21 protein-coding genes are annotated in these 22,220 nt (G+C 57.7%); 6 read left to right on the top strand and 15 right to left on the bottom strand.

The features are described 5' to 3' along the window. Window positions 1-55: 55 nt before the first annotated feature. From EAO39_RS04670 to petA, 3 genes are read right to left on the bottom strand one after another with little or no spacing between them, the layout of a single operon-like run. On the bottom strand, window positions 56-811 hold the full coding sequence (locus tag EAO39_RS04670; protein ID WP_120966381.1) for a cytochrome c1: 756 nt from the start codon (window positions 809-811) through the stop codon (window positions 56-58). Window positions 812-828: 17 nt separating this feature from the next. Further along, on the bottom strand, window positions 829-2,244 hold the full coding sequence (locus EAO39_RS04665; RefSeq protein ID WP_120966380.1) for a cytochrome bc complex cytochrome b subunit: 1,416 nt from the start codon (window positions 2,242-2,244) through the stop codon (window positions 829-831). 14 nt (window positions 2,245-2,258) lie between these two features. Continuing rightward, entirely contained in the window at window positions 2,259-2,861 is a 603-nt protein-coding gene (gene petA / locus EAO39_RS04660; RefSeq protein WP_120966379.1) for a ubiquinol-cytochrome c reductase iron-sulfur subunit, read from the bottom strand. Window positions 2,862-3,010: 149 nt separating this feature from the next. Here petA and mscL point away from each other — a divergent pair, with 149 nt between their 5' ends. Next, window positions 3,011-3,445 carry a large conductance mechanosensitive channel protein MscL gene (mscL, locus tag EAO39_RS04655; RefSeq protein WP_120966378.1) on the top strand — a complete coding sequence of 145 codons (435 nt, stop codon included), beginning with the start codon at window positions 3,011-3,013 and terminating at the stop codon, window positions 3,443-3,445. A 133-nt stretch (window positions 3,446-3,578) separates the two neighbouring features. On the opposite strand, the gene pdxA is transcribed toward mscL, so the two are convergent. After that, on the bottom strand, window positions 3,579-4,664 hold the full coding sequence (gene pdxA, locus EAO39_RS04650) for a 4-hydroxythreonine-4-phosphate dehydrogenase PdxA (protein ID WP_120966377.1): 1,086 nt from the start codon (window positions 4,662-4,664) through the stop codon (window positions 3,579-3,581). 71 nt (window positions 4,665-4,735) lie between these two features. Next, window positions 4,736-5,488, bottom strand: a complete 753-nt coding sequence (locus EAO39_RS04645) for a Nif3-like dinuclear metal center hexameric protein (protein WP_120966376.1) — start codon at window positions 5,486-5,488, stop codon at window positions 4,736-4,738. A 14-nt stretch (window positions 5,489-5,502) separates the two neighbouring features. Between EAO39_RS04645 and EAO39_RS22880 the strand changes: the two genes are divergently transcribed. After that, complete coding sequence (locus tag EAO39_RS22880; RefSeq protein ID WP_240466896.1) at window positions 5,503-6,084, top strand: hypothetical protein; 582 nt, start codon at window positions 5,503-5,505, stop codon at window positions 6,082-6,084. Window positions 6,085-6,123: 39 nt separating this feature from the next. After that, a complete protein-coding gene (gene infA, locus EAO39_RS04635) occupies window positions 6,124-6,390 on the top strand; it encodes a translation initiation factor IF-1 (RefSeq protein WP_120966375.1) in 267 nt (88 codons plus the stop codon). Between the two features lie 80 nt (window positions 6,391-6,470). Here infA and EAO39_RS04630 read toward each other — a convergent pair whose 3' ends face one another. Next, the gene (locus EAO39_RS04630; protein WP_120966374.1) at window positions 6,471-7,793 is read right to left on the bottom strand and encodes an MFS transporter; all 1,323 of its coding nucleotides are present in this window, start codon (window positions 7,791-7,793) and stop codon (window positions 6,471-6,473) included. 364 nt (window positions 7,794-8,157) lie between these two features. Here EAO39_RS04630 and EAO39_RS04625 point away from each other — a divergent pair, with 364 nt between their 5' ends. After that, window positions 8,158-9,312 carry a trypsin-like peptidase domain-containing protein gene (locus tag EAO39_RS04625; protein WP_120966373.1) on the top strand — a complete coding sequence of 385 codons (1,155 nt, stop codon included), beginning with the start codon at window positions 8,158-8,160 and terminating at the stop codon, window positions 9,310-9,312. 218 nt (window positions 9,313-9,530) lie between these two features. Here EAO39_RS04625 and tatC read toward each other — a convergent pair whose 3' ends face one another. The 9 genes from tatC to hisF form a co-directional block, all read right to left on the bottom strand. Then, the gene (tatC, locus tag EAO39_RS04620; RefSeq protein WP_120966372.1) at window positions 9,531-10,358 is read right to left on the bottom strand and encodes a twin-arginine translocase subunit TatC; all 828 of its coding nucleotides are present in this window, start codon (window positions 10,356-10,358) and stop codon (window positions 9,531-9,533) included. A 150-nt stretch (window positions 10,359-10,508) separates the two neighbouring features. Next, a complete protein-coding gene (gene tatB / locus EAO39_RS04615; protein WP_120966371.1) occupies window positions 10,509-11,024 on the bottom strand; it encodes a Sec-independent protein translocase protein TatB in 516 nt (171 codons plus the stop codon). A gap of 16 nt (window positions 11,025-11,040) precedes the next feature. After that, window positions 11,041-11,277 carry a Sec-independent protein translocase subunit TatA gene (tatA, locus tag EAO39_RS04610; RefSeq protein WP_120966370.1) on the bottom strand — a complete coding sequence of 79 codons (237 nt, stop codon included), beginning with the start codon at window positions 11,275-11,277 and terminating at the stop codon, window positions 11,041-11,043. A gap of 132 nt (window positions 11,278-11,409) precedes the next feature. After that, the gene (locus EAO39_RS04605) at window positions 11,410-11,766 is read right to left on the bottom strand and encodes a histidine triad nucleotide-binding protein (RefSeq protein WP_120966369.1); all 357 of its coding nucleotides are present in this window, start codon (window positions 11,764-11,766) and stop codon (window positions 11,410-11,412) included. Between the two features lie 21 nt (window positions 11,767-11,787). Then, entirely contained in the window at window positions 11,788-12,834 is a 1,047-nt protein-coding gene (locus EAO39_RS04600; RefSeq protein ID WP_120966368.1) for a patatin-like phospholipase family protein, read from the bottom strand. A gap of 174 nt (window positions 12,835-13,008) precedes the next feature. Beyond that, window positions 13,009-13,404: a hypothetical protein gene (locus EAO39_RS04595; RefSeq protein ID WP_120966367.1), complete on the bottom strand. Its 396-nt coding sequence runs from the start codon at window positions 13,402-13,404 to the stop codon at window positions 13,009-13,011. Further along, complete coding sequence (locus tag EAO39_RS04590) at window positions 13,404-13,805, bottom strand: phosphoribosyl-ATP diphosphatase (protein WP_205589417.1); 402 nt, start codon at window positions 13,803-13,805, stop codon at window positions 13,404-13,406. Before EAO39_RS04590 ends, EAO39_RS04595 begins: the two co-directional genes overlap by 1 nt. 2 nt (window positions 13,806-13,807) lie before the next feature. Then, window positions 13,808-14,197 carry a phosphoribosyl-AMP cyclohydrolase gene (gene hisI, locus EAO39_RS04585; RefSeq protein WP_120966365.1) on the bottom strand — a complete coding sequence of 130 codons (390 nt, stop codon included), beginning with the start codon at window positions 14,195-14,197 and terminating at the stop codon, window positions 13,808-13,810. Window positions 14,198-14,307: 110 nt separating this feature from the next. Beyond that, complete coding sequence (gene hisF / locus EAO39_RS04580; RefSeq protein WP_120970684.1) at window positions 14,308-15,108, bottom strand: imidazole glycerol phosphate synthase subunit HisF; 801 nt, start codon at window positions 15,106-15,108, stop codon at window positions 14,308-14,310. A 491-nt stretch (window positions 15,109-15,599) separates the two neighbouring features. Here hisF and EAO39_RS04575 point away from each other — a divergent pair, with 491 nt between their 5' ends. Beyond that, a complete protein-coding gene (locus tag EAO39_RS04575) occupies window positions 15,600-18,392 on the top strand; it encodes an endo alpha-1,4 polygalactosaminidase (RefSeq protein ID WP_120966364.1) in 2,793 nt (930 codons plus the stop codon). Then, the gene (locus EAO39_RS04570) at window positions 18,358-22,212 is read left to right on the top strand and encodes a tetratricopeptide repeat protein (RefSeq protein WP_120966363.1); all 3,855 of its coding nucleotides are present in this window, start codon (window positions 18,358-18,360) and stop codon (window positions 22,210-22,212) included. Before EAO39_RS04575 ends, EAO39_RS04570 begins: the two co-directional genes overlap by 35 nt. Window positions 22,213-22,220: the final 8 nt, after the last annotated feature.

Below are 22,220 nucleotides of genomic sequence, written 5' to 3'. Positions count from 1 at the left end.
CTGCACTAACACGATTGGCTGCAGACAGCATCTGCGCGCAAAAAGCAGCAAAGCTTTACTTGACGTTTTTCCAGAACGCAGCGTTCAGGCGCCACGCAATGAAGATGAAGAAGGCCAGAAACACCAGCACGCCCACGCCCACGCGGGTACGGGTGTTCTGGGCTGGTTCGCCCATCCATTGCAGGTAATTCACCAGATCGCCAACTGCCTGATCGTACTGCACTGCGGTCATCTTGCCTGGAGACACCTGCTCCCAACCTTTGAACACCTGGGTTTTAGTCCCGTGTTCGTCATGCTCTTCAAAGATGGCACGACGCTCGCCTTGCAGCTGCCAAAGCGCATGCGGCATGCCTACGCTTGGAAAGGCGAGATTATTCCAGCCCGTGGCCTTGGTGTCATCCCGGTAGAAAGTACGCAAGAAGGTATAGAGGTAATCGGCACCTGTTCCGTTGGCACCGGCACGCGAGCGTGCAATCACCGTCAGATCGGGCGGATTGGCGCCAAACCACTCCTTGGCTTCCTTGGGATTGATGGCCGCCTTCATGGTCTCGCCCACCTTGTCCGTGGTGAACAGCAGATTGTCCTTGATTTCCTGATCGGTCAGCCCTATGTCCTTCAGGCGGTTAAAGCGCATGAAGGCAGCCGAGTGGCAGCTGAGACAGTAGTTGACGAAAATCTTGGCGCCGTTTTGCAAAGAGGCCGTGTCCGAGGTGTTGACCGGTGCCTTGTCCCAGTGGATGCCGCCTTCAGAGGCTTGCGCACCCGCAGCCAGACCCAGAGCCGCAACCAAAGTGAGGATCAGTTTCTTCATTCTTGTTTTCTCCTGCTTCAGTGTGGCTTGAATGTCACGCGCTCTGGCACGGGCTTGGTTTTACCCAAGCGACTCCACCAGGGCATGAGCAGGAAGAAGCCAAAGTAAAACAGCGTACCGACCTGTGAGACTTTTTCACCGATGGGCGAAGGTGCTTGCACGCCCAGATAGGCCAAGACCACGAAGTTCACCACAAACACGGCATACACATACTTGTGCCAGCTCGGACGATAGCGAATCGACTTGACGGGGCTGCAGTCCAGCCATGGCAGGGCAAACAGGATGATGACGGCACCACCCATGACCACCACGCCCCAGAATTTGGCGTCGATGGACAGCATCATGGCGATCACGCCCAGTGCCACCACACCCACCACGCCCTTGACGATCACCGGCAAGCGCGACTTGAGGATACCGTAACCGGCACCCAGCACCACGCAGGCAATCAGCACATACATCATCTGGCTGGTGATGGCACGCAGCATGGAATAGAAAGGCGTGAAGTACCAGACAGGCGCAATGTGATTGGGAGTCTTGAGCGGATCCGCAGGAATGAAATTGTTGTACTCCAGGAAGTAGCCGCCAAACTCGGGCGCAAAGAACACCACCGCCGAGAACAGGAACAGGAACACGGTCACGCCAAAAATGTCGTGCACGGTGTAGTAAGGATGGAAGGGAATGCCATCGAGCGGATTGCCCTTGGCATCCTTGGGCGCGTTGGGGCCCTTGATTTCAATGCCATCGGGATTGTTGGAACCCACATCGTGCAGCGCCAGCAAGTGCGCCACCACCAAACCCAACAGCACCAGAGGCACGGCGATCACGTGGAAGCTGAAGAAGCGGTTCAGCGTGGCATCACCCACCACATAGTCGCCACGGATCAGCAAAGCCAGATCAGGACCGACAAAGGGAATGGCTGCAAACAGGTTCACGATCACCTGCGCGCCCCAGTACGACATCTGACCCCAGGGCAGCAAATAACCCATGAAGGCTTCGGCCATCAGCACCAGGAAGATGGCGCAGCCGAAGATCCACACCAGCTCGCGCGGCTTGCGGTAAGAGCCATAGAGCAGCCCGCGGAACATGTGCAGATAGACGACGATGAAGAAGGCCGAGGCCCCCGTGGAGTGCATATAGCGGATCAGCCAACCCCAGGGCACATCGCGCATGATGTATTCCACCGAAGCAAACGCCTTGTCAGCGTCTGGCTTGTAGTGCATCACCAGGAAGATGCCGGTGACGATCTGGATCACCAGCACCAGCAGCGCCAGCGAGCCGAAGATGTACCAGAAGTTGAAATTCTTGGGTGCGTAGTACTCGGACATATGGACGCGGTAGGCGTCAAATGCCGTCGGGAAACGGTTCTCAAACCAGTTGCCGATCTTGGCGCCCGCAGTGGCGTTCGGATCGAGTTGCTTGAATTCGTGGGCCATTGTTCTTGTCTCCCTCAGGCAGTCTTCTTGTCTTCACCAATCAAGAGCTTGGTGTCAGACAGATACATGTGCGGAGGCACTTGCAGATTGTCCGGCGCGGGCTTGTTCTTGAATACGCGGCCCGCCATGTCGAAAGTCGAGCCATGGCAAGGGCAGAGAAAACCGCCCTTCCAGTCAGTGGGCAGCGAAGGCTGGGGGCCGGCCTGAAACTTATCGGTGGGCGAGCAACCCAGGTGAGTGCAGATACCGACCACTACCAGCAATTCAGGCTTGATGGAACGGGCTTCGTTGCGCGCGTATTCGGGCGTGAATTCTTCGGGGTGGCGCAGAGATTGGGGGTCAGCCAGTTCACCATCGAGTGCCGGCAAATCCTTGAGCTGCTCAGGCGTGCGTTTGATGATCCAGACAGGCTTGCCACGCCACTCGACAGTGAGTTTCTCACCTTCCTTGAGGGCGGAAATATCCACCTCGACTGCTGCACCTGCTGCCTTGGCCTTTTCCGAAGGCTGAAAGGAGCTCACGAAAGGGACGGCTGTCGCCACACCGCCTACGGCACCAGCACATGCTGACGTGATGATCCACGTGCGTTTGCTGGAGTCGACTGGAGAGTCACTCATGGATTTCCTCGAAGTACATCGCTAGATTTGGGGGTCAATGACAAATTCTAGCGGCGAGATCATGGTTATTCCAGCCTCTGTCCGAGGTTGACATAAGCCTAAGTCGCGCAATACTGCGCTATCTCAAACTCTTATGACTGGAACTGCTTATGGGCATGATGCAAGAATTCCGCGAATTCGCAATCAAGGGAAACGTGATGGATCTGGCCGTGGGCGTGATCATTGGCGGGGCCTTCGGCAAGATCGTTGATTCAGTTGTCAACGATCTCATCATGCCTCTGGTCGGCCTGGTTTTCGGCAAGCTGGATTTCTCGAATCTGTTCGTGGTCCTGGGCACCGTTCCGGAGGGCACAGTCCGGACGCTTGATGCCCTGAAGAAAGCCGGCGTTCCCGTATTTGCCTATGGCAATTTCATCACGGTGGCCGTGAATTTCCTGATTCTGGCCTTCATCATTTTCATCATGATCAAGCAGGTCAACCGCCTCAAGCGCGAAGCCCCGGCAGCACCCGAAGCCGCTCCTGCCACCCCCGAAGACGTGCTGCTGCTGCGCGAAATTCGCGACAGCCTGAACCGCAAGGTCTGAGCCTCCGCCTCAATCAAAGAAAGCCTGCGGCCAATGCCGCAGGCTTTTTCATTGTCGATCGCATCAAGCCCGGCCGCAGGCTTCAAGAGGGCTGCAATTTCGAAGCACGGCGGGCTGCATTCACGGCTCTCGATCAGGCCGCCAGACTGCGGGCCACGCGCACGGCTTCCAGCATGCTGTCGGCTTCAGCCACACCCTGGCCTGCGATATCAAAGGCTGTTCCATGATCGGGACTGGTGCGCACCAACGGCAATCCCAGCGTGACGTTGACGCCTTTTTCCACACCCAAGTATTTGACTGGGATCAACCCTTGGTCGTGGTACATCGCCAACACCACATCAAATTCACCCGGATGATCAGCGGTGTTGCGCGCCCGCATGAAGATGGTGTCCGGAGCAAATGGCCCGTGCACATCCAGCCCCTCGGCCTTTGCCTGGGCAATGGCGGGACTGATGATTTCAATTTCTTCGCGCCCAAAAAGACCGCCCTCGCCCGCATGGGGATTGAGCCCTGCCACGCCGATGCGCGGAGCACGCCCCAGATTCCGCAAAAGCGCCTCGTGGGTAATCTTCAGGGTCTGCAGAATCTGCTTCTGTGTGACCGCCTCAAGCGCATCACGCAAAGACATGTGGATGCTGACCAGCACCGTGCGCAACTGGTCGTTGGCCAGCATCATGCGCACGGGCATCTGCGCCACCGGCACACCCGCATGCAGTGCCGCTTCGGCTTGCAGCAACTCGGTGTGGCCGGGGTAATCCACACCCGCCAGAGACAGGGCCTCCTTGTGCAGCGGCGCCGTCACCAAGGCGGCAATCTCGCCGCGCAAGGCAGCCTGGGCAGCCCATACCACGCAGCGCGCTGCAGCGTCGCCAGCCTGTGCACTGATCTGCCCATAGGCCTGCGGCCCGGGCAAGTCTGGCAATGCCAGCAAAGGAATGGCACCACAAGGCACATCCCACGCCTCTGCCGCCTGGCTGATGAGCGCAATGGGCTGGGCAATCGGTTGGGAAATAGGCTGGGCAACGGCTTGCCCACCGTCCGCCAGGCCTGCCACCAGCGCCGTGGCCCGGCGCAGGGTTTGCAACTCACCGACGACAAAACAGCCGCGCATTTCCTGAGGCGCATCGCGAAAGGCCTTGGCAATGATTTCCGGTCCGATGCCGGCGCAGTCACCTTGCGTAATGGCAATGGCGGCGTTCGTTTGTGCTTGATTGGACATAGATATAAAAATAGCGCCATCACTCGCGGAATAAGCGCTGGCAGCTATCAAATGAATACTCAGGCGAAGACTCAGGCCGGATTATCAATCTCGATAAATCGATGCTCCAACCCCAGTTGCGCCGCCACATGGGCCGCCACCGCCGGTGCGCCATAGCGCTCGGTCGCATGGTGACCTGCCGCGATGAAGGTGGTGCCGGTTTCGCGCGCCAGATGCACCTGGGGTTCGGACATCTCGCCCGTGATATAGGCATCGGCCCCTGCGGCAATGGCCGCCTCAAAAAACCCTTGCGCCCCACCTGTGCACCAGGCCAGCTTGCGTATGGGCCTGGCAGCGTCGCCCGTGGCCATGGTCACGGCACGACCCAGCTGGGTCTGCACATGGCTCGCCAGAACCTGGGCATTGGCAAACTCTGCGGCAGCCAGCCAACCCAGATTTTGCTCGCCAAAGGCGGCTTCACCTTTCACGCCAAGCTGCACGCCCAGTTGGGCGTTATTGCCCAGTTCGGCATGGGCATCCAATGGCAGATGATAGGCAAACAGATTGATGTCATGAGCCAACAGCAGGCGGATTCGCTCCTTGAGCCAGCCGGTAATGCGGCCGTCCATGCCACGCCAAAACAGCCCATGGTGCACAAAGATCGCATCGGCTTTGGCATCTATGGCCGCCTCGATCAGGGCACGGCTGGCCGTGACGCCGCTGACGATGCTGCGGATCTCGTTTTTGCCTTCCACCTGCAGGCCGTTGGGACCATAGTCCTTGAAACGTTCAGGTTGCAGCAGGCCGTCGAATCGGGCCAGAAGTTCATTTCGCTCGATGCTCATGCCGCCGATTGTGCATGAGCGGGCTGCAGTACCTTCAAACACGCAAAGCAAACAATAGCCTTGGCTGGAATGAGATTGTTCTCACTAAAACAACAATCCCTCCATTGGCCTGGACAATATGCTATTTGCTGATAAAAGCGTATTGCCTTATAATTGAGCACTCGCTGTCTTTTTGCCCGCCCCTACAGCGCTTGTCTGACTCACACGCGACTCTCACGCCGCACGTGGCCGAACTTCCATTGAAGCAATCCGGCTGTCTCACTTTTTTAGGCGAGCTTCTTCAAGCCCCAGCAGACCTGGCGAGTCTTGATCTTCTTTTTCTATCCTTTTATTTTCTGATGGTTTGCCCCTCATTGGTGCCTGCCGTCGTTGACACGATGAATACAACACAAATCACAGAGCGTGTCGGCAACTACGTTGTTACTCCGCTCACCCAAATTACCCACAGCGGCAAAGTTGCCGCTGCAGTCTCTATTCGCCGCGGGAAATATGACCGCATCTTCAGCTTTATCGAGCAATTCGACAGCCAGTCGATTGCCAACAAATATGCCCTGACAGAAGGGCGTAGCATGGTTCTGTGCAACCAGCTCAACTAATCACATCACACTTACCAACCTTATTCGAAGGGAGCCCCATTGGCCAAAGAAGAACTGATTGAAATGCAAGGCAGAGTGGATGAAGTGCTGCCCGATGCCCGCTTTCGCGTCACCCTGGAAAACGGCCATCAACTGATCGCCTATTCGGGCGGCAAGATGCGCAAGCACCGTATTCGCGTACTGGCTGGCGACAAGGTCACGCTGGAGATGTCTCCTTACGACCTGAACAAGGGTCGCCTTACTTTCCGTCACATCGAACGTTCGGGCTCCGCCCCTACAGGTGCACCTCAGCACCGCCGCCACTAAGACGGCAACCATGGCACATCGCGTGCCAAAACAAAAGGAGCGCTTCAAGCGCTCCTTTTTTATGCCTCAAGCCTCGCTGCTCACGAGCGAGCTTGCCAGCCCTTGCAGGCCAAGGGCCAGAAGCCCATGGCTACACCCAGAACACCCATGGCCGCCACATAGTGGGCCGGGGCCATCACATCCACCTGCTGCCATACCGATACCAGCATGGGCGTCAGTCCGCCGAACACGGCATAGGCCATGTTGTAGGAGAAGGAAAGACCGGTAAAGCGTACTTCAGCCGGGAAGGCACGCACGCCCACCACAGGCAGCAGAGAAATGGCGCCCACAAAAAAGCCCACGGTGGCATAGGTGCAGATCAGCGAAGCCTCAGTGCCCGGCAGGTTCATATAGAACAGATAGGTGGTGGCCGTCATACCCCCCCAGCCCAGAACCATGGCCGCGCGCGTACCCAGCTTGTCGGACAGCCAGCCCCAGAACACACAGCCTATGGTCAGCGTCACGGTCGCCACGGCATTGGCCTTGAGCGCCATGGCCGGCGCGATATGAAAGACTTTTTGCAGATAGGCGGGGGTGAACAAAATCACCACCACGATGGCCGTGGACAGCACCCAGGTCATCAGCGCCACCACCACGCAGGCCTGGCGGTGCTCGCGCAAAATGGTCTTGATGGGCAACTCGCGGTCAACCGCCTTGCGGGCCTGCAGCTCCTGAAAGATGGGCGTCTCGTGCAGAAACTTGCGCAGATACACCGACACCAGACCAAACACGCCGCCCAAAATAAAGGGCAGGCGCCAGGCCCAGTCATGAATCTCGGCCTGGCTGTACACGCTGTTGAGCCAGACACCGAAGATGGAACCCAGGAAAATGCCGCCGGTGATGCCCGAAGTCAGCGTGCCAATGGCCAGGCCGTAGTTCTTGACCGGCGAATGCTCGGCCACAAAAACCCAGGCACCCGGCATTTCGCCGCCAATCGCCGCACCTTGTAACACGCGCATGGCCAGCAACAGCAGCGGTGCAGCGATGCCAATGGCTTCATAGGTGGGCAGCAGGCCGATGACCAGAGTAGGCACGGCCATCAAAAAGATGGACAGGCTGAACATCTTCTTGCGGCCGATCTTGTCACCATAGTGGGCAATGATGATGCCCCCCAGAGGGCGGGCCAGATAGCCGGCCGCAAAAATGCCCAGCGTCTGCAGCTGGCGCATCCAATCGGGCAGATCGGTCGGGAAGAACAGCGTGCCAATCACATTGGCGAAAAAGACGAACACCACGAAGTCGTAAAACTCCAGCGTTCCGCCCAGAGCCGATAAGCCCAGGGTCTTGTAATCCTCTCGGTTCAGAGGACGATTAGACGCAACAGCCGGCGTGGTGGCCGGCTGCGCGAGATCAAGCGTAGTCATGGTGTTTCCCAAATCAAACAACAGGACAGCGCGGATAAGCCAGCTGCAACGGGTCAACGTGCAGCGGCAGACCGAGTTTTGCAAGGCCAAGCTGTAGGACCTTGAACAACTGATGGCACAAGCCGGATGAGCCCGGACCTCAGAAAACGGCGGCATAAGCGCAGTCGATAAACCATTCTAGGGTTTGTACTCATCACTGAACGGCGCGCAAAACTTTAGACGCCAACATTCCTATGCCTTGCCGGCCTGCAGCCGCCGCCGGTTTGCGCTAAGTAAAGCCGCCCTAGCAAGCAAGTGCTGCAGACGCGCCAGCGCCCATGCCTCACAATGCGGGCTTGTCTCTCACCTTCTTCATACGCATTACATGAAACGCACCTGGTTGCTGTTTTCTCAGGTAGTCACCGCCCTGGTCGCTATCTATTTCGTAGTGGCAACCCTACAGCCTAGTTGGCTTGGGAGCCGAAATATCCGTAGCAACGCCGGCATCTCGCTGCTGCAGGCACCGCCTACGCCTGCCGGTGAAGTGGCCCCGGGCAGCTTTGCCCCGGCCGCACGCAAAGCCGCGCCGGCCGTGGTCAGCATCAACACCAGCAAGGAGGTGCGCCACCCGCGCGCCAACGATCCCTGGTTCCAGTTCTTCTTTGGCGAGCAAGGCCCGCAAGAGCAATCTGGTTTGGGTAGCGGCGTCATCATCAGCCAAGATGGCTACATACTCACCAACAACCATGTGGTCGAGGGTGCAGACGATATCGAAGTCACGCTGACCGACAGCCGCCAGGCCAAGGCCAAGGTGATTGGCACGGACCCTGAGACCGATCTGGCCATTTTGAAGATCGAACTGGAAAAACTCCCCGTCATCGTGCTGGGCAATTCCGACCAGGTCGCCGTGGGCGACCGCGTGCTGGCCATCGGCAACCCCTTTGGCGTGGGCCAGACGGTGACCAGCGGCATCATCAGCGCTCTGGGCCGTAGCCAGCTGGGCATCAACACCTTCGAGAACTTCATCCAGACCGATGCGGCTATCAATCCCGGCAACTCCGGCGGCGCACTGGTGGATGCCGAAGGCAATCTGCTGGGCATCAACACCGCCATCTACTCGCGCTCCGGCGGCAGCATGGGCATTGGCTTTGCCATTCCGGTCTCCACCGCCAAGATGGTGCTGGACGGCATCGTCAAGGACGGCAAGGTCACCCGCGGCTGGATTGGCGTGGAGCCCAACGAACTCTCGCCCGAGTTGGCCGAGACCTTTGGCGTGAAGGCCAGTGCTGGCGTCATCATTACCGGCGTGCTGCAGGCTGGCCCTGCCGCCCAGGCCGGCATGCGTCCCGGCGATGTGATCGTGAAGGTGGGCGAGTTGCCCACGCGCAATGTCTCCGAGCTGCTCACCGCCGTGGCTTCGCTCAAGCCTGGCGAAGCCTCCAAGTTCAATGTGCGCCGAGGCGATAGCGAAGTCATGCTCGACATCACCCCCGGCATACGCCCGCCGGCCAACCGGCAAACGCAAGGCCCACGCCGCTGAGCGCCACAACGCCTTCCCAAATCAGCCAGTGCCGCGTCACTGGCTTTTTTACGGTCGCACTGCATCAAAGCTATCAAACTTCATAGCTACAAGCGCATGCAATCAATCCACTTCAGGTCACGATGGGCTTGAAAGTCATTCAGAACAGGCGCAAACAGCTATCAAAACAAAAGCCCCAGGATTGCTCCTGGGGCTTGGCATGAAAGTGAGGCGCTGGATCAGCTGCCGTCTGCGGGCTTGTCCGCTGGTTTGTCCATTGCTGCGTCTGACGCCTCCGCCTCGTCTGGCGCCTTGGAGATGCGGCTGAACCAGCCAGCACCCAGAATACCCACCTCGTACAGCAGGCACATGGGAATGGCCAGCGCCAGCTGGGAGATCACATCCGGAGGCGTGATCACGGCTGCAATGACAAAGGCCAGCACCACAAAGTAGCCGCGGAAGGACTTGAGTTTCTCGATCTCCACCAGGCCAAAACGCACCAGCAGCATCACCACAATCGGCACCTGGAACGCGGCGGCAAAAGCGATGTAGAGCGACAAAATCGCTTCCACATACGAGGCGATGTCGGGCGTCGCAGCCACGCTTGAAGGCGTGAAGTGCTGGATGAACTTGAACATATTGCCCAGCACAAAGAACTGCACAAAAGCAATGCCGGCATAGGCCAGCAAGCTGCCGAACAGGATCAGCGGCAGCGCAAACTTCTTTTCATGGCTGTACAGACCCGGCGCCACAAAAGCCCATACCTGGTACATCAGCCAAGGCAGGGCCAGCAGCACCGCCACCATCATCAGCACCTTGAGCGGCACGAAGAACGGCGAGAAAACACCTACCGCAATCAGCTTGGCTCCGGGCGGCATGTGCTCCTTGATCGGCATCGCGATGAAGTCAATCAAGCCGTCCGGACCGGGCCAGAACATCAGCACGGCTATGCCTACGCCAATACCGTAGATGCAATACAGCAAACGGTCGCGCAGCTCCATCAGGTGCTGCACAAACGGCTGCTCGGTGCCGGCAAGTTCGTCGTCTTTAGGAGAGGATTCGGACATGGTGCAAAACAGCGCCAGAGCCGCTGCGGCTCTGTACGCTTGAAACAGAAAGCAAAACGCCCGTAGTCACGGGCACTGAGGCATGAAGATGCCTGAAAGTGGCAGCCTGCGCTGCCCTACTCACAGCCACAGGGCTGCGCATCTTCATGTCTAACGCAACTTTTGCGGGCGAAAACGCGCCACGCGCGCCGCACCTGACTGAACCCTGGCGCGCACGCCCGAGCGCGCCTTGTACCACTGGGGCACGGCAGCGCGCTTCACACGCCAGTTCTTGCGCGGGTGATGGTAGGTGGGCGCCACCGCACTGTGCGTATCGGAACCGTAGCCGTAATCGGCACCGGAATCAAAGGACGATGCCGAGGTCATGGGCGCATCGTCGCGCAAATCCCGAGTCGCATCGCTCAAGCCTTTTTCAAGGTCGGACGTGTGGCTGTGAATGCTTTGCTCCACATCGCGGGCCGCGCCCTCCACCGAGTCCTTCATCTTGCGAAGCTCGTCGAGCTCCATGGAACGATTGACCTCGGCCTTGACATCGGACACATAGCGCTGCGCCCTTCCAAGCATCGTGCCCACCATGCGGGCAACGCGCGGCAGCTTCTCGGGGCCGATGACCACCAGGGCCACGGCTCCTATGAGCGCCATTTTGGACAGGCCAATATCAAACATGTATCAGCGTGCCAGATCAGCTTTTTTGCTTGGCTTGAACGTCAATGGTGTTCTTGTCGGCAGCAGCCTGATTGGCAACCTGACCCGCAGCCGCGTCGGTATTCTCAGGCGCTCCGCCTTCCTTGATACCGTCCTTGAAACCCTTGACGGCACCGCCCAGGTCGCTACCGATGTTCTTGAGCTTCTTGGTGCCAAACACCAGAACCACGATGGCCAGCACGATCAGCCAGTGCCAGATAGAAAAAGAGCCCATGAGAATCTCCTAAGAAATGCAAACCATTTTAGACGTGGCTTATGTCAGACAGACGGCAATAGCCCAAAAAGCCTGCTGCGCACGGCTTTATGCAGGCTTGTCAAACATCCGCGCGAGTGTGGGCTGGGGTCTTTAGCCTTTGAGCCAGGGACGAGGGCCGCCCATGACGTGCAGATGCAGGTGATGCACTTCCTGCCCGCCTTCCGTGCCGGTATTGACCACCACGCGGTAACCCCCTTCGGGGTAGGGGTTGCAGCCCTGCTCCAGCGCCAGCTGCGGCGCCAGAGCCAGCATGCGGCCCAGCAAGGGAGCGTCTTCGGCAGAAACCTGGGCCAGCGAGGCCACGTGCTTCTTGGGAATCATCAAGAAATGCACGGGTGCGCCGGGGTGGATATCGTGAAAGGCAAAGACCTCTTCGTCTTCATACACCTTGCGGGAAGGAATCTCGCCCTTGGCAATACGGCAAAACAGGCAGTTGGGATCGTGCATAGCCTCAAGAATACAAAAGTTCTACACGGCATTGTCGTTGAAACCCAGAGTCTGCTTGACGCCTATATGCTGACGGTTGTCATGCAACCAGCGTTCGCCCTGCTCCCGGCCCAGGGCAAACATATCGCGCACCATGCCGATATCGGCGCGGATCTTGCTCGAAGCGCCATAGCGTTTGAGCACGGCCCCGCCATCGATGCGGTGCATGAGCACATGTTTGTAGCGCTCGGTATCCAGGCGCTTTTCCTCCAGCATGCGCACCACGAACTCGATGGCCCGCAACTCGGCCAGCAAGCTGGCGTTGAACGTGACCTCGTTCATGCGATCCATGATGTCGCTGGCCGTGGCCGGCAGCTCCTCCGAGTTCTTGGGATTGATCTGCACCAGCAGAATGTCTCTGGCCTTGGTGCCGTAAATCAGCGGGTACAGGGCCGGATTGCCTGAAAAACCGCCGTCCCAGTAGTGCTCGCCCTCGATTTCCACAGCCTTGAACAGCTGTGGCAGGCAGGCCGAAGCCATGATGGCATCGGCCGTCACCTGCTCGCCCGAGAAGATCTTGCCGCGCCCCGTGCGCACATTGGTGGCGCAGACAAACAGCTTGGGCACCACGTCCTGGTTGGCCGTGTGCATGAGCTGCTCGAAATCCACCACCCGCATCAGCAACTGGCGCAGCGGGTTGATATTGAGCGGATTGGTCTGGTAGGGCGACAGGAACTGGTTGAGCACGCCGCCGAGCATTTGCACGCCCGGCAGAGGCACACCCCAGAGCAGGCTGCCCATGCTGCCCATGCTGCCCACGCCCTCCCACAGCTCGGCCAGCGCCTGGCGTGCCAGCGTGCGGCCCAGGCGGCGAGCCTCTTGCGTATCGCTCTCTTGTGCGGCGGCCTGGGCAAAGCCATGGGCCAGTACCACGGCATTCATGGCGCCGGCGCTGGTGCCGCTGATGCCTTCCAGCACCAGTTCGTCATCTTCGAGCAAGGCATCCAGTACGCCCCAGGTCAACGCCCCATGGGAGCCGCCGCCTTGCAAGGCGAGATTGAGGACGGTTTGCGACGACGCTGCTGCCATGGTGGTTTTCCTCTGCCGTTAGATGTACCGCGACGGTTATCCAATGGCACAAGCATCGCACAGCTCACAGCGGCGCGTGCGATTGTCGGCAGCCTATGGTTGCTGCGCTGCAACCAAAACAAAAAAGCCTTTGCGTCGAAACGCAAAGGCTTTGCAAGAAGTGCTGGGTACGGCTCAGGCCACGATGGCGCGATTCTTGTTCATGGCCACCATGCCGCGCACGATGCGGTAGAGGAACCAGATGGAGATCACCGTCCAGGCAATCCAGCCCGGCACGATAAGAAAGAACCATAGCGGCGCTGTCACAACATACAAGACTCCGGCCCAGATCACGCTGCGGATACGCCATGAGAAATGGCTTTCCTGCCAGGTGCCGCGCGCATCATCGCGTTTGATCAGGTCAATGATCAGCGCAATCACCAGCAGCAAAACGCTGGCCTGAGCACTGGGCACGACCGCTGCCACGGCCACGATCAAGTGCAGAAAGTAGCTCACCCAACCCCAGGCCTTGAGGCCTTCGATCTCGGTCGAGGTGCTGCTGTTCACATCCACGACGTCACGGTCATTCATCAGCTGCTTCCTTTCTCCTGCTCGGCACGATCCACCGCCTTGCGCAGGGCTTTTTCCTCCAGGCCACTGAGACCTTCGCGGCGCTCCAGCTCGGCAATCACCTGGGCGGGCGTCAGTCCGAAGTGGGACAGTGCAATCATGGAGTGAAACCACAAATCCGCAACTTCATACAGGATTTTGCTGGCATCGCCGCCATGCTCTGCATCCTTGGCCGCCATGACGACCTCGGTCGCCTCTTCGCCCACCTTCTTGAGGAAAGCATCGGGGCCTTTGTGCAGCAGACGGGCCACATAGCTTTTTTCCGGGTCGCCGCCGTTGGCAGGCTTGCGGCTTTCGATCACCGCGGCCAGACGGGCCAGGGAGTCTTGCGATGTGGGGCGATTGTTATCAGATTGCATGATGCTTATTTATAGATGGAGTCCGGATCTTTCAAGACCGGCTCGACAGAAGTCCATTGGCCATCGCGCAGCACGCTGTAAAAGCAGCTGTGGCGGCCGGTGTGGCAGGCAATGCCGGGCTCGTGGCCGGCCTGCGTGACCTTCAGAAGAATGACATCGTTGTCGCAGTCGATGCGCAGCTCGTGCACGGTCTGCACATGGCCCGACTCTTCGCCCTTGAACCACAGCTTGCCACGCGAGCGCGAAAAATACACGGCGCGGCCCAGCTCGGCGGTTTTTTCCAGCGCCTCGCGGTTCATCCAGGCGAACATCAGCACATCGCCGCTGGCTTTTTCCTGCGCGATGACGGGAACCAGCCCCTTGTCATCCCATTTGACCTGATCGAGCCAATTCATGAGCACATCCTGATTTCAGAGCTGCCTGCGCTTTTATTCATTGGATTTCAGGATGAAAGAGCCTTGAAGTCCCAGAAATACAAGCGCCAGCAGCTATGGTTTTAAAAATATCAAAGCCGCACCGGAATGCCGCGCGCGCGCATGCACTCCTTGGCCTGCTGCACCGTGTATTCACCGTAGTGAAAGATGCTGGCCGCCAGCACCGCATCGGCGCCGCCCAGCGTCACGCCATCGGCCAGATCATCGAGATTGCCCACACCACCCGAGGCGATCACGGGCACGGCCACGGCATCGGCCACGGCACGGGTGAGCTTCAGATCAAAACCGCTCTTGGTGCCGTCGCGGTCCATGCTGGTCAGCAGGATTTCGCCGGCGCCGCGGCGCGCCATTTCGGCGGCCCAGCGCACCACATCCAAACCCACATTCTTGCGGCCACCGTAGCTATACACATCCCAGCCGGGACCCATGGGCGTGCCACCTGGGCCGATGCGCTGCTCGTCCTCAGCCGTGCGGCGCTTGGCGTCTATGGCCACCACAATGCATTGCGCGCCGTATTTGTCGCTGCAGGCGTTGATGGTGTCGGGGTTGGCAATCGCGGCGGAATTGAAACTGGTTTTATCGGCGCCGGCGTTGAGCAGGCGGCGCACATCTTCCACCGTGCGCACGCCACCGCCCACGGTCAGCGGAATGAAAACCTGCGAGGCCACGGCTTCGATGATGGGCAAGATGAGATCGCGGCCATCGCTGGTGGCGGTGATGTCCAGAAAGGTCAGCTCGTCCGCCCCCTGGGCGTTGTAGCGTGCGGCGATTTCCACCGGGTCGCCCGCATCGCGCAGCTCCAGAAAGTTAACGCCTTTGACGACACGACCTCCGGTGACGTCAAGACAGGGAATGATGCGTTTGGCAAGCATGAACAGACTCTCGGCGTAGCTAAAAGGCAAAGGCCAAAAGATACCACGCCCTCGCAGACCCACCTTTCAAGTGACAGGTTCAAGCGATATGAGCCACAACGCAGGTCACGCAGGCTAGCCTGTTCAAGGTAGGTTGCAACCTCCCAGGCAAGGGCGCTGATGGTAAACAGGCCTTCCCATTCACGGATTTTTCTGAAAAATTTAGACCACGAATAAATTAAAACGAGGCCCAAGATTTCGCCATATCCAGCACGCATATGAGCACCCTATGCGGTTATGCCGTACTTCCTTGAAGTTTTTTCCTGACTGATCAGGACTCCCCTCATGACCCGCACAGCAGCGCGACCTACATCTTCATGTCAAAAAGCATGACGAAACAAATAACAAAATCATCACCAAATTGTAATGCTCCATTCCAAGAAAATAGCTAGGATGAAACAAAAAAAATACTAGATAGATTGAGACTATCAAATATTAAGGAGAGATGCTCTGTGAACGCCTTGCTGCGAAGCTGCCTGATCTGCTGCGCTTTATTCACCGCCATGTGGGCTCAAGCGGCCACACCTTCGGTGGCGGTGTACTACGGCAAGGACGCCACCATGAGCGAACTCGCCTTGTACGACATCGCCGTAATCGAACCAGAGCATGGGTACGACCCCGTCAAATTCAAGAAAACTTGGCCCAACAGCGAACTGTATGCATACGCATCAGTCGCAGAAGCAGGTGACGATCGTCCCTATCTGTCCAAGCTTCCTGCCGCCTGGAAGATGGCTCGAAATGGTGCCTGGCAGTCGACCGTCATCGACCAGACCCCCGAGCAATGGCCTGCATTCTTTGCGAATGAAGTCATTGGTCCGCTGTGGCAGAAAGGCTTTCGCGGTTTCTTTCTGGACACGATGGATTCTTACCGTCTGGCCGAAAAATTTGACGAAGCCGCCCAGCAAGACGGCCTGGTACGTGTCATCAAGACACTCAATGATCGCTATCCCGGCATCAAGCTGATTCTCAACCGTGGCTTCGAAATCGTTCCACGCGTCAAGGATCAGATTCAGATGGTGGCAGCAGAGTCGCTGTTTCGCGGCTGGGATGCCAACCTCAAACGCTATGTGGATGTTCCCGCCAAAGACCGCGAGTGGCTGCTGACACAGCTGCAAACCATCCGTGAACGGGACAAGCTGCCTGTTATGGCCATTGACTATGTACCGCCCCATGACCGCGATACCACTCGTGCAACCGCCAAAAAAATTGCCGATCTGGGCATCATCCCCTGGGTTGCCGACTCAGTCTTGTACACACTGGGCATTGGCACGGTAGAGGCACAGGCGCGTCACATTCTGATTCTCTACAACAGCTCCGACTACCCAACGCTGAATGGGACAGCGGCCCACCGTTTTGTGGAGATGCCACTCAATTACATGGGCTACATCGCCGATTACGCCGATGTGCGAGAGGCACTGCCGCAGAACATTACACGCGACCGCTACGCGGGCGTGATTACCTGGTTTGGTGGCTCCATTCCGGAGCAGCGCGTCAAGGATGTTCGCCAATGGCTGGCCAACCAGTCCCAACAGAAAATGCCGATCCTGGTGTTGAACACTCCAGGCTTCGCTATTGATCGCGCCCTGCCTTTTGGTGTGCGCAGCTCAGAGGGCACTGCGGCACATCCGCTCAAGAAAGCAGAGCAAGCCAGCATCTATGGCTTTGAAATGCAACCGCTGCCTCCGGCCCTCGATTACGAGGGCTGGACACTGGCTCCCGATACTTTGCAAAAAAGCCAGCAGTTGCTGTCTTTTGATGACGCCAAGGGCAAGCGCTTTGTCTCTGCTGCCATCACCCCCTGGGGCGGCTTTGTGCTGATGCCCTATTTGATTGAAGAAGTACCTGGGACAGACCAGTCGCGCTGGGTTGTCAACCCTTTTTCCATGCTGCAGCAAACACTGCGTTTGGCCGATTTCCCGGTACCCGATGTGACCACAGAAAATGGCCGCCGCCTGCTGCTAGCACACGTGGATGGAGATGCCTTTCCCTCGAAGGCAGAAGTGCCCGGCTCGCCTTTTGCCGGCGAAATGCTGCGCCGCGAAATCCTCGAGCGCTATCGCATTCCTCACACCATCTCGGTCATTGAAGCGGAGATCTCACCTCAAGGACTGTACCCCCAGTGGAGCAAGCAGCTGGAAAGCATAGCCCAGCGCATTTTCGCCATGCCGCACGTCGAAATTGCCAGCCACTCCTACTCTCACCCCTTCCTGTGGGATCACGCTCCATCCAAAGGAGAGCGAGAAGACAAAGAAGTCAATTTAAACCTCCACATCCCTGGCTACGTGATGGATTTGCATCGTGAAATCAATGGTTCTGTTGACTACATCCAGAAAAACCTGGCGCCTCCGGGCAAACCTGTGGGGGTTTTTCTCTGGTCGGGTGACACAGCTCCCAGCGCCGAGGCTTTGGCCATTTCGGATGCAGCAGGACTTCTCAACCTCAATGGCGGAGATACATCAATCACCCGCAACAAACCCTCGCTGACCGAAGTCATGAGTTGGGGCATCCGCAAAGGCGGGCACTTGCAGGTTTACGCACCCATTACCAACGAGAACATTTACACCAATCTCTGGCATGGTCCGTTCTACGGGTTTGAAAAAGTCACCGAAACCTTTGAGATGACCGACTCGCCTCGCCGCCTCAAAGCCATCGATATTTACTACCACTTCTACTCAGTCAGCAAAGTCGCCAGCATCAAGGCACTGCACAGTGCCTATAAATGGGCTCTGAGTCGTCCGGTCAATCCCATCTTTGCCTCTGAATACGTGCGCAAGGTGCAGGATTTTTATGAGTTTTCCGTGGGCAAGGATGAGCAAGGCTGGCGTATGCGCGGCCCCGGCCAACTACGCACGGTGCGCCTGCCTGCATCACTAGGCACTCCCGTCATGAAGGACAGCGTCAATATTGCCGGTTATCAAAAAGGCCCCGACGGCTACTACGCGCACCTGGCTTCAAGCTCTGCACAAATGCAGACCCAGACTGCAGCCAACCCCTCCAAGCAAGCTTACCTCGTGGATGCAAATGCCCGAATCAGTGACTGGCAAGCTCAAGCCGATGGCAGCGTCAGCTTCTCACTTCAAGGACATGTCCCGCTGGAATGGCGCATGTATCTGCCACAAGGCTGCAGCCTGACTACAGACCAGGGCACAGCACCAACCAGCACAGCAAGCGACAGCACTTTCATCCGTTCATTCAGAAGTACTCAAACCAGTGCAAAACTCAAAGCCCAATGTCGCGCGCTCTGATCGCCCCACGGCAGTCCTTCCGTGGCTGATCGCACTGCTTGCGGTGCTGATCGGCGGCGCACTCTGGTTGCTTTTCCCCAAAGCAGACCTGGAGCGTCAGCTCGCCAATACACAAGATGACTCTGAGCTGTCACTCAACTATCTGACGAACTTGCTGGAAAGCGACCCTGACAATGAACGCCTGCTGTCATTGCTCAAAGCCAAGCAACAACGCCAAATAGAAATCAAGCGTGCAGCGGAAGTAGCCAGCACGCACGTGCTGCCCGACGCCTCTGAAGTAGCATGGAGCCGCTGGGAAAGTCTTTACTCCCGCTACCAGGAGGCTGAAAAATTCAGCTCCAAAGCCACGCGTCAAATTGAGCAGCTTCGCCTTGAAGTACTGGAGGCGCTCCGCGCCATTCCGAGACAAGGCTTGAGCAAAGAGCAAACGTTTTATCTCGCCTCATCATCCCTGGCGTTGCGCGATATTCCATTGGCCATGTTGCTGTATCAAGAGCTGGCCAGCATCAGTCCCGATACGGAACAAAAGTCCAAGGTATACGCCGACGCCTCTCGTCAGTTACTGGGTTTTTCACAGTACGAAGAAGCCTCGCAACTGCTGCAAAGCGCCAGCAAGACAACACAAGACCCCAGGCAAGCCCGTAGCTATCTGCTTGAAGCCATGCGGGTGCTGCAATCCGCCAACCGCGCCAAAGATGCCATCGCTTTGGCTGAATCCAATGCCGAGGCGCTGGGCAACGATCCAGAAACGTTGCGCGCACTGATTGATCTGGCTCGTGCTGCAGGGCAGCCCGCTATCGCCGAAAAGTACGTCAAGCAATTGCTCAAAATCACGCTTTTGCAGCAGTGGAATGCTCAGCAAAGCATTGCCGCAGCCCAGAGCAATGACTCCCGGCAGATTTTTGATGATGGCGCTTGGTCCTTGCAATCAGCCATATGGCAGGGTGCAGGGTGGAGCATGCAAAAAACAGCGGCGACGACCCGTTTAAAGTCCTCGCCAGGTACACCTGCTTTGCCTTTCGATGACAAAACATACCAGCTGGGCTATGACGTTTTCCTGGAAAATAGAAATCTGGAAAACGCGTGGCACGTTGCCCAAGCTGCCGTCAAACAAGCCCCTCAAGATATTGCCTGGCGCGAGCGCCTGGCCAAAGTCTCTGAATGGCTGGGACGCCCCCAGCTCGCCCTGGACAATTGGCTGTTTATTGCCCAGAACACTCAACGCGTAGATGCTTGGCAAGCTGTCATGCGCTTGGCTCCTGGCTTGTTTGATGACCACGCATTGATAGCAGGCATCAAACATCAGCTTTCACAGCGCCCCGACGACCACGCCCTGCTGCTGTCTCTCATTCAGGCATATGAGCGACAAGGCAATCCTCAGCTGGCCATTGACTACCTGCAACGTCATGCCTCCTCACCACAATCGTTGGCAGCGTTTGCACAACTGGCTGAGCGAGCCGGGCAGAACAAGCTCGCCTTGGCTATCTGGAAACGCCTGCTGCAAGATCCCGGGCAACGCACTCCTGCCAATGTCATGCCTGCTGCAGCCATTGCCTTGCTGGAAGGGGAGCCTGAGCTGGGCCTCCAATGGTTGGAAGATGCCCAGTCGCGCGTGCCTCCAAAAATGATTGATGAGGCCGATTACTGGCGCTTCATGGGCAGTCTCGCGCTACAGCAACGTGATGAACGTGCTGCAACGCAGGCTTATCGCAAACTGCTGCATACCCACAGTGCCGATGTCAGTGACTATGACGCGCTGATCAATATCATGCTGCGCAACAACCGAGATGAAGCCGCTCAGCTGTCTCTGCGTGCCTGGGAAAAATTTCATGACCTCCGGCACCTGACTCAAGCCTTCTATCTGCTGGAGGACAAAGAGGACTGGTCCCAGGTTGGCAAGCAATTGGAACAGGCCCTTGCCACTCCTGAAATTGCCGAGCGCCTGCAAAAGCAAGCTGCGTTCTTCCATGTGCTGGGTATGTACTACGAACGAACCAAACGTCCGATTCAAGCTCGTGATGCTTTCTTAAGCGGCTTGGCCCTGACGCCAGACTCTGTGCCGTTGCGACAAGCACTGCTGTGGCTGCTCATTGATACCCAAGACGCAACCTCGCTGAAATCATTGTTGGCACGTGTCGAGTCATCTTGGGCTCAAGACTCCAGCATGCACAACGCACTGGCGGCGGCCAATCAAAGCCTGTCCAGACCCACTGTGGCATTGCAACGTTATCTGCAACCACATCGTGCTGACAATAGCGACGATTTCCTGTGGATGATGAGTTACGCAGACGCACTGGAACAGGACCAGCAAGCCGATCTGGCCTGGCGACTGCGCCGCGAGCTCTGGCTTCAGCAGCTGCAGCAAACACCTGCTGCCAAGGGCAAAAATCCAACGCGCGAGTGGCTAACACCTGAAGGCCTCAGCAAAGTACAGCAGCAAGCCCGCAACCGCCTGCTGCTGAACCAGTCACACGGCGATGACGAATTGACCCTCATGCGGGAGCTTCTGCGTCAGGACCTGGCGTCTTCAGAGCGTAAGCAATACTCGGCTGCAGCCACTGAATTGGCCATCGCCTGGTTACAAGACAAGGGCGAATACGCCGCAGAGCGAGGCTACCTCTGGCAACAATATGCACGTAGCCGCAGCAAACAAGCCAACGCGCCACTGTGGGCCCAGCTCACAACGGCTCTGGCGGAAAAAGACACGGTTGAAGTAGGCGCGCTGCTGGAACGCCATGGCGAAAACCTGCCTCGTAATGAATACGTGAATGCCGCCGTGATGGTGGGAGACTTGCGTTTGGCCCAAACTGCAGGCTTTGAAGCCCTGGTAGATCAGCCCAACTCGGATGAAGCACATACCAGCCTGACCGAGCAGTTGCTGGCGGTCAGCCACTTTGCCGAATATGGCATCACCCAGCGCCACCTGAATGGCATCAATGAGACAGCACAGTCATTGCGCTGGCATCAGCCCATCAACTCACGCTGGGCACTAGAAGTGGAAGGCGATCATATCCGGCGTTCCGTCAACAACAGCGACTTCGTGCAAAAGCCCTCCTCTGAGCGAGGGGTCGGCCTGCAATTGCGCCGTATCACACAGTTTGCCAGCACCGATTTTCTGCTGGGCGAGCGCCGCAGTCTAGCTACCTACCACCCTCTGCAAGCCACACATAGCCAGTCCTTTGGCAATCGCTGGACGATTCAGGGGTCACTTGGCAAGAATCTGTCCATGCAAGACACGCTGGCCATGCGCATGGGAGGCATGAAGGACAGGGTTTCTGCAGGCGCAACATATCAATTCTCGCGTCAGGATCGCGTGGGCCTGGAGTTTGCCAGTGAGCGCTACTCCGTTCAAACCGGTGCGCGTGTTGGCTCTGGCCAGCACACCACGCTGCAATACACCCATACCTATCGCAGCGAAGCCCCGACCATTGAGTTCGGTGCCTTCACCTCATGGCACAACTACAGCCGCACAGACCCCGCCACACTCACTGGTCGTGACGCCAATATTCTTCGTTACCTGCCGAATGGAAGCACAGCAGGCATGGATTACTTGCTGCCCAACAACTTCCGCTTTTCGGGCATTCAAGTCTCCACCAACATGCGTTACTCACAGGAGTACACACGTGCGTTACGTCCTTTTGCCAGCCTGGCTTTGACGAATCACAGCGTCAGCGGCTCCGGCTATGAAGTGCGCCTGGGCTTTGCAGGCAGCGTCCTGGGTTCGGATCACCTCATGGTCGGCCTCAACCTTTCAAAATCCGGCCTCAACAATACCGGCACCACCCGTGAACTGCAGCTCATCTACCGACTTCACTATTGAGATTTCAA

Origin of the sequence: Comamonas sp. lk, assembly GCF_900564145.1 — a bacterium.
In the GTDB taxonomy this organism is placed as follows: domain Bacteria; phylum Pseudomonadota; class Gammaproteobacteria; order Burkholderiales; family Burkholderiaceae_C; genus Comamonas.
Note: the sequence above shows the minus strand (reverse complement) of the source record. Positions and strands in the feature narration are given on the sequence as shown.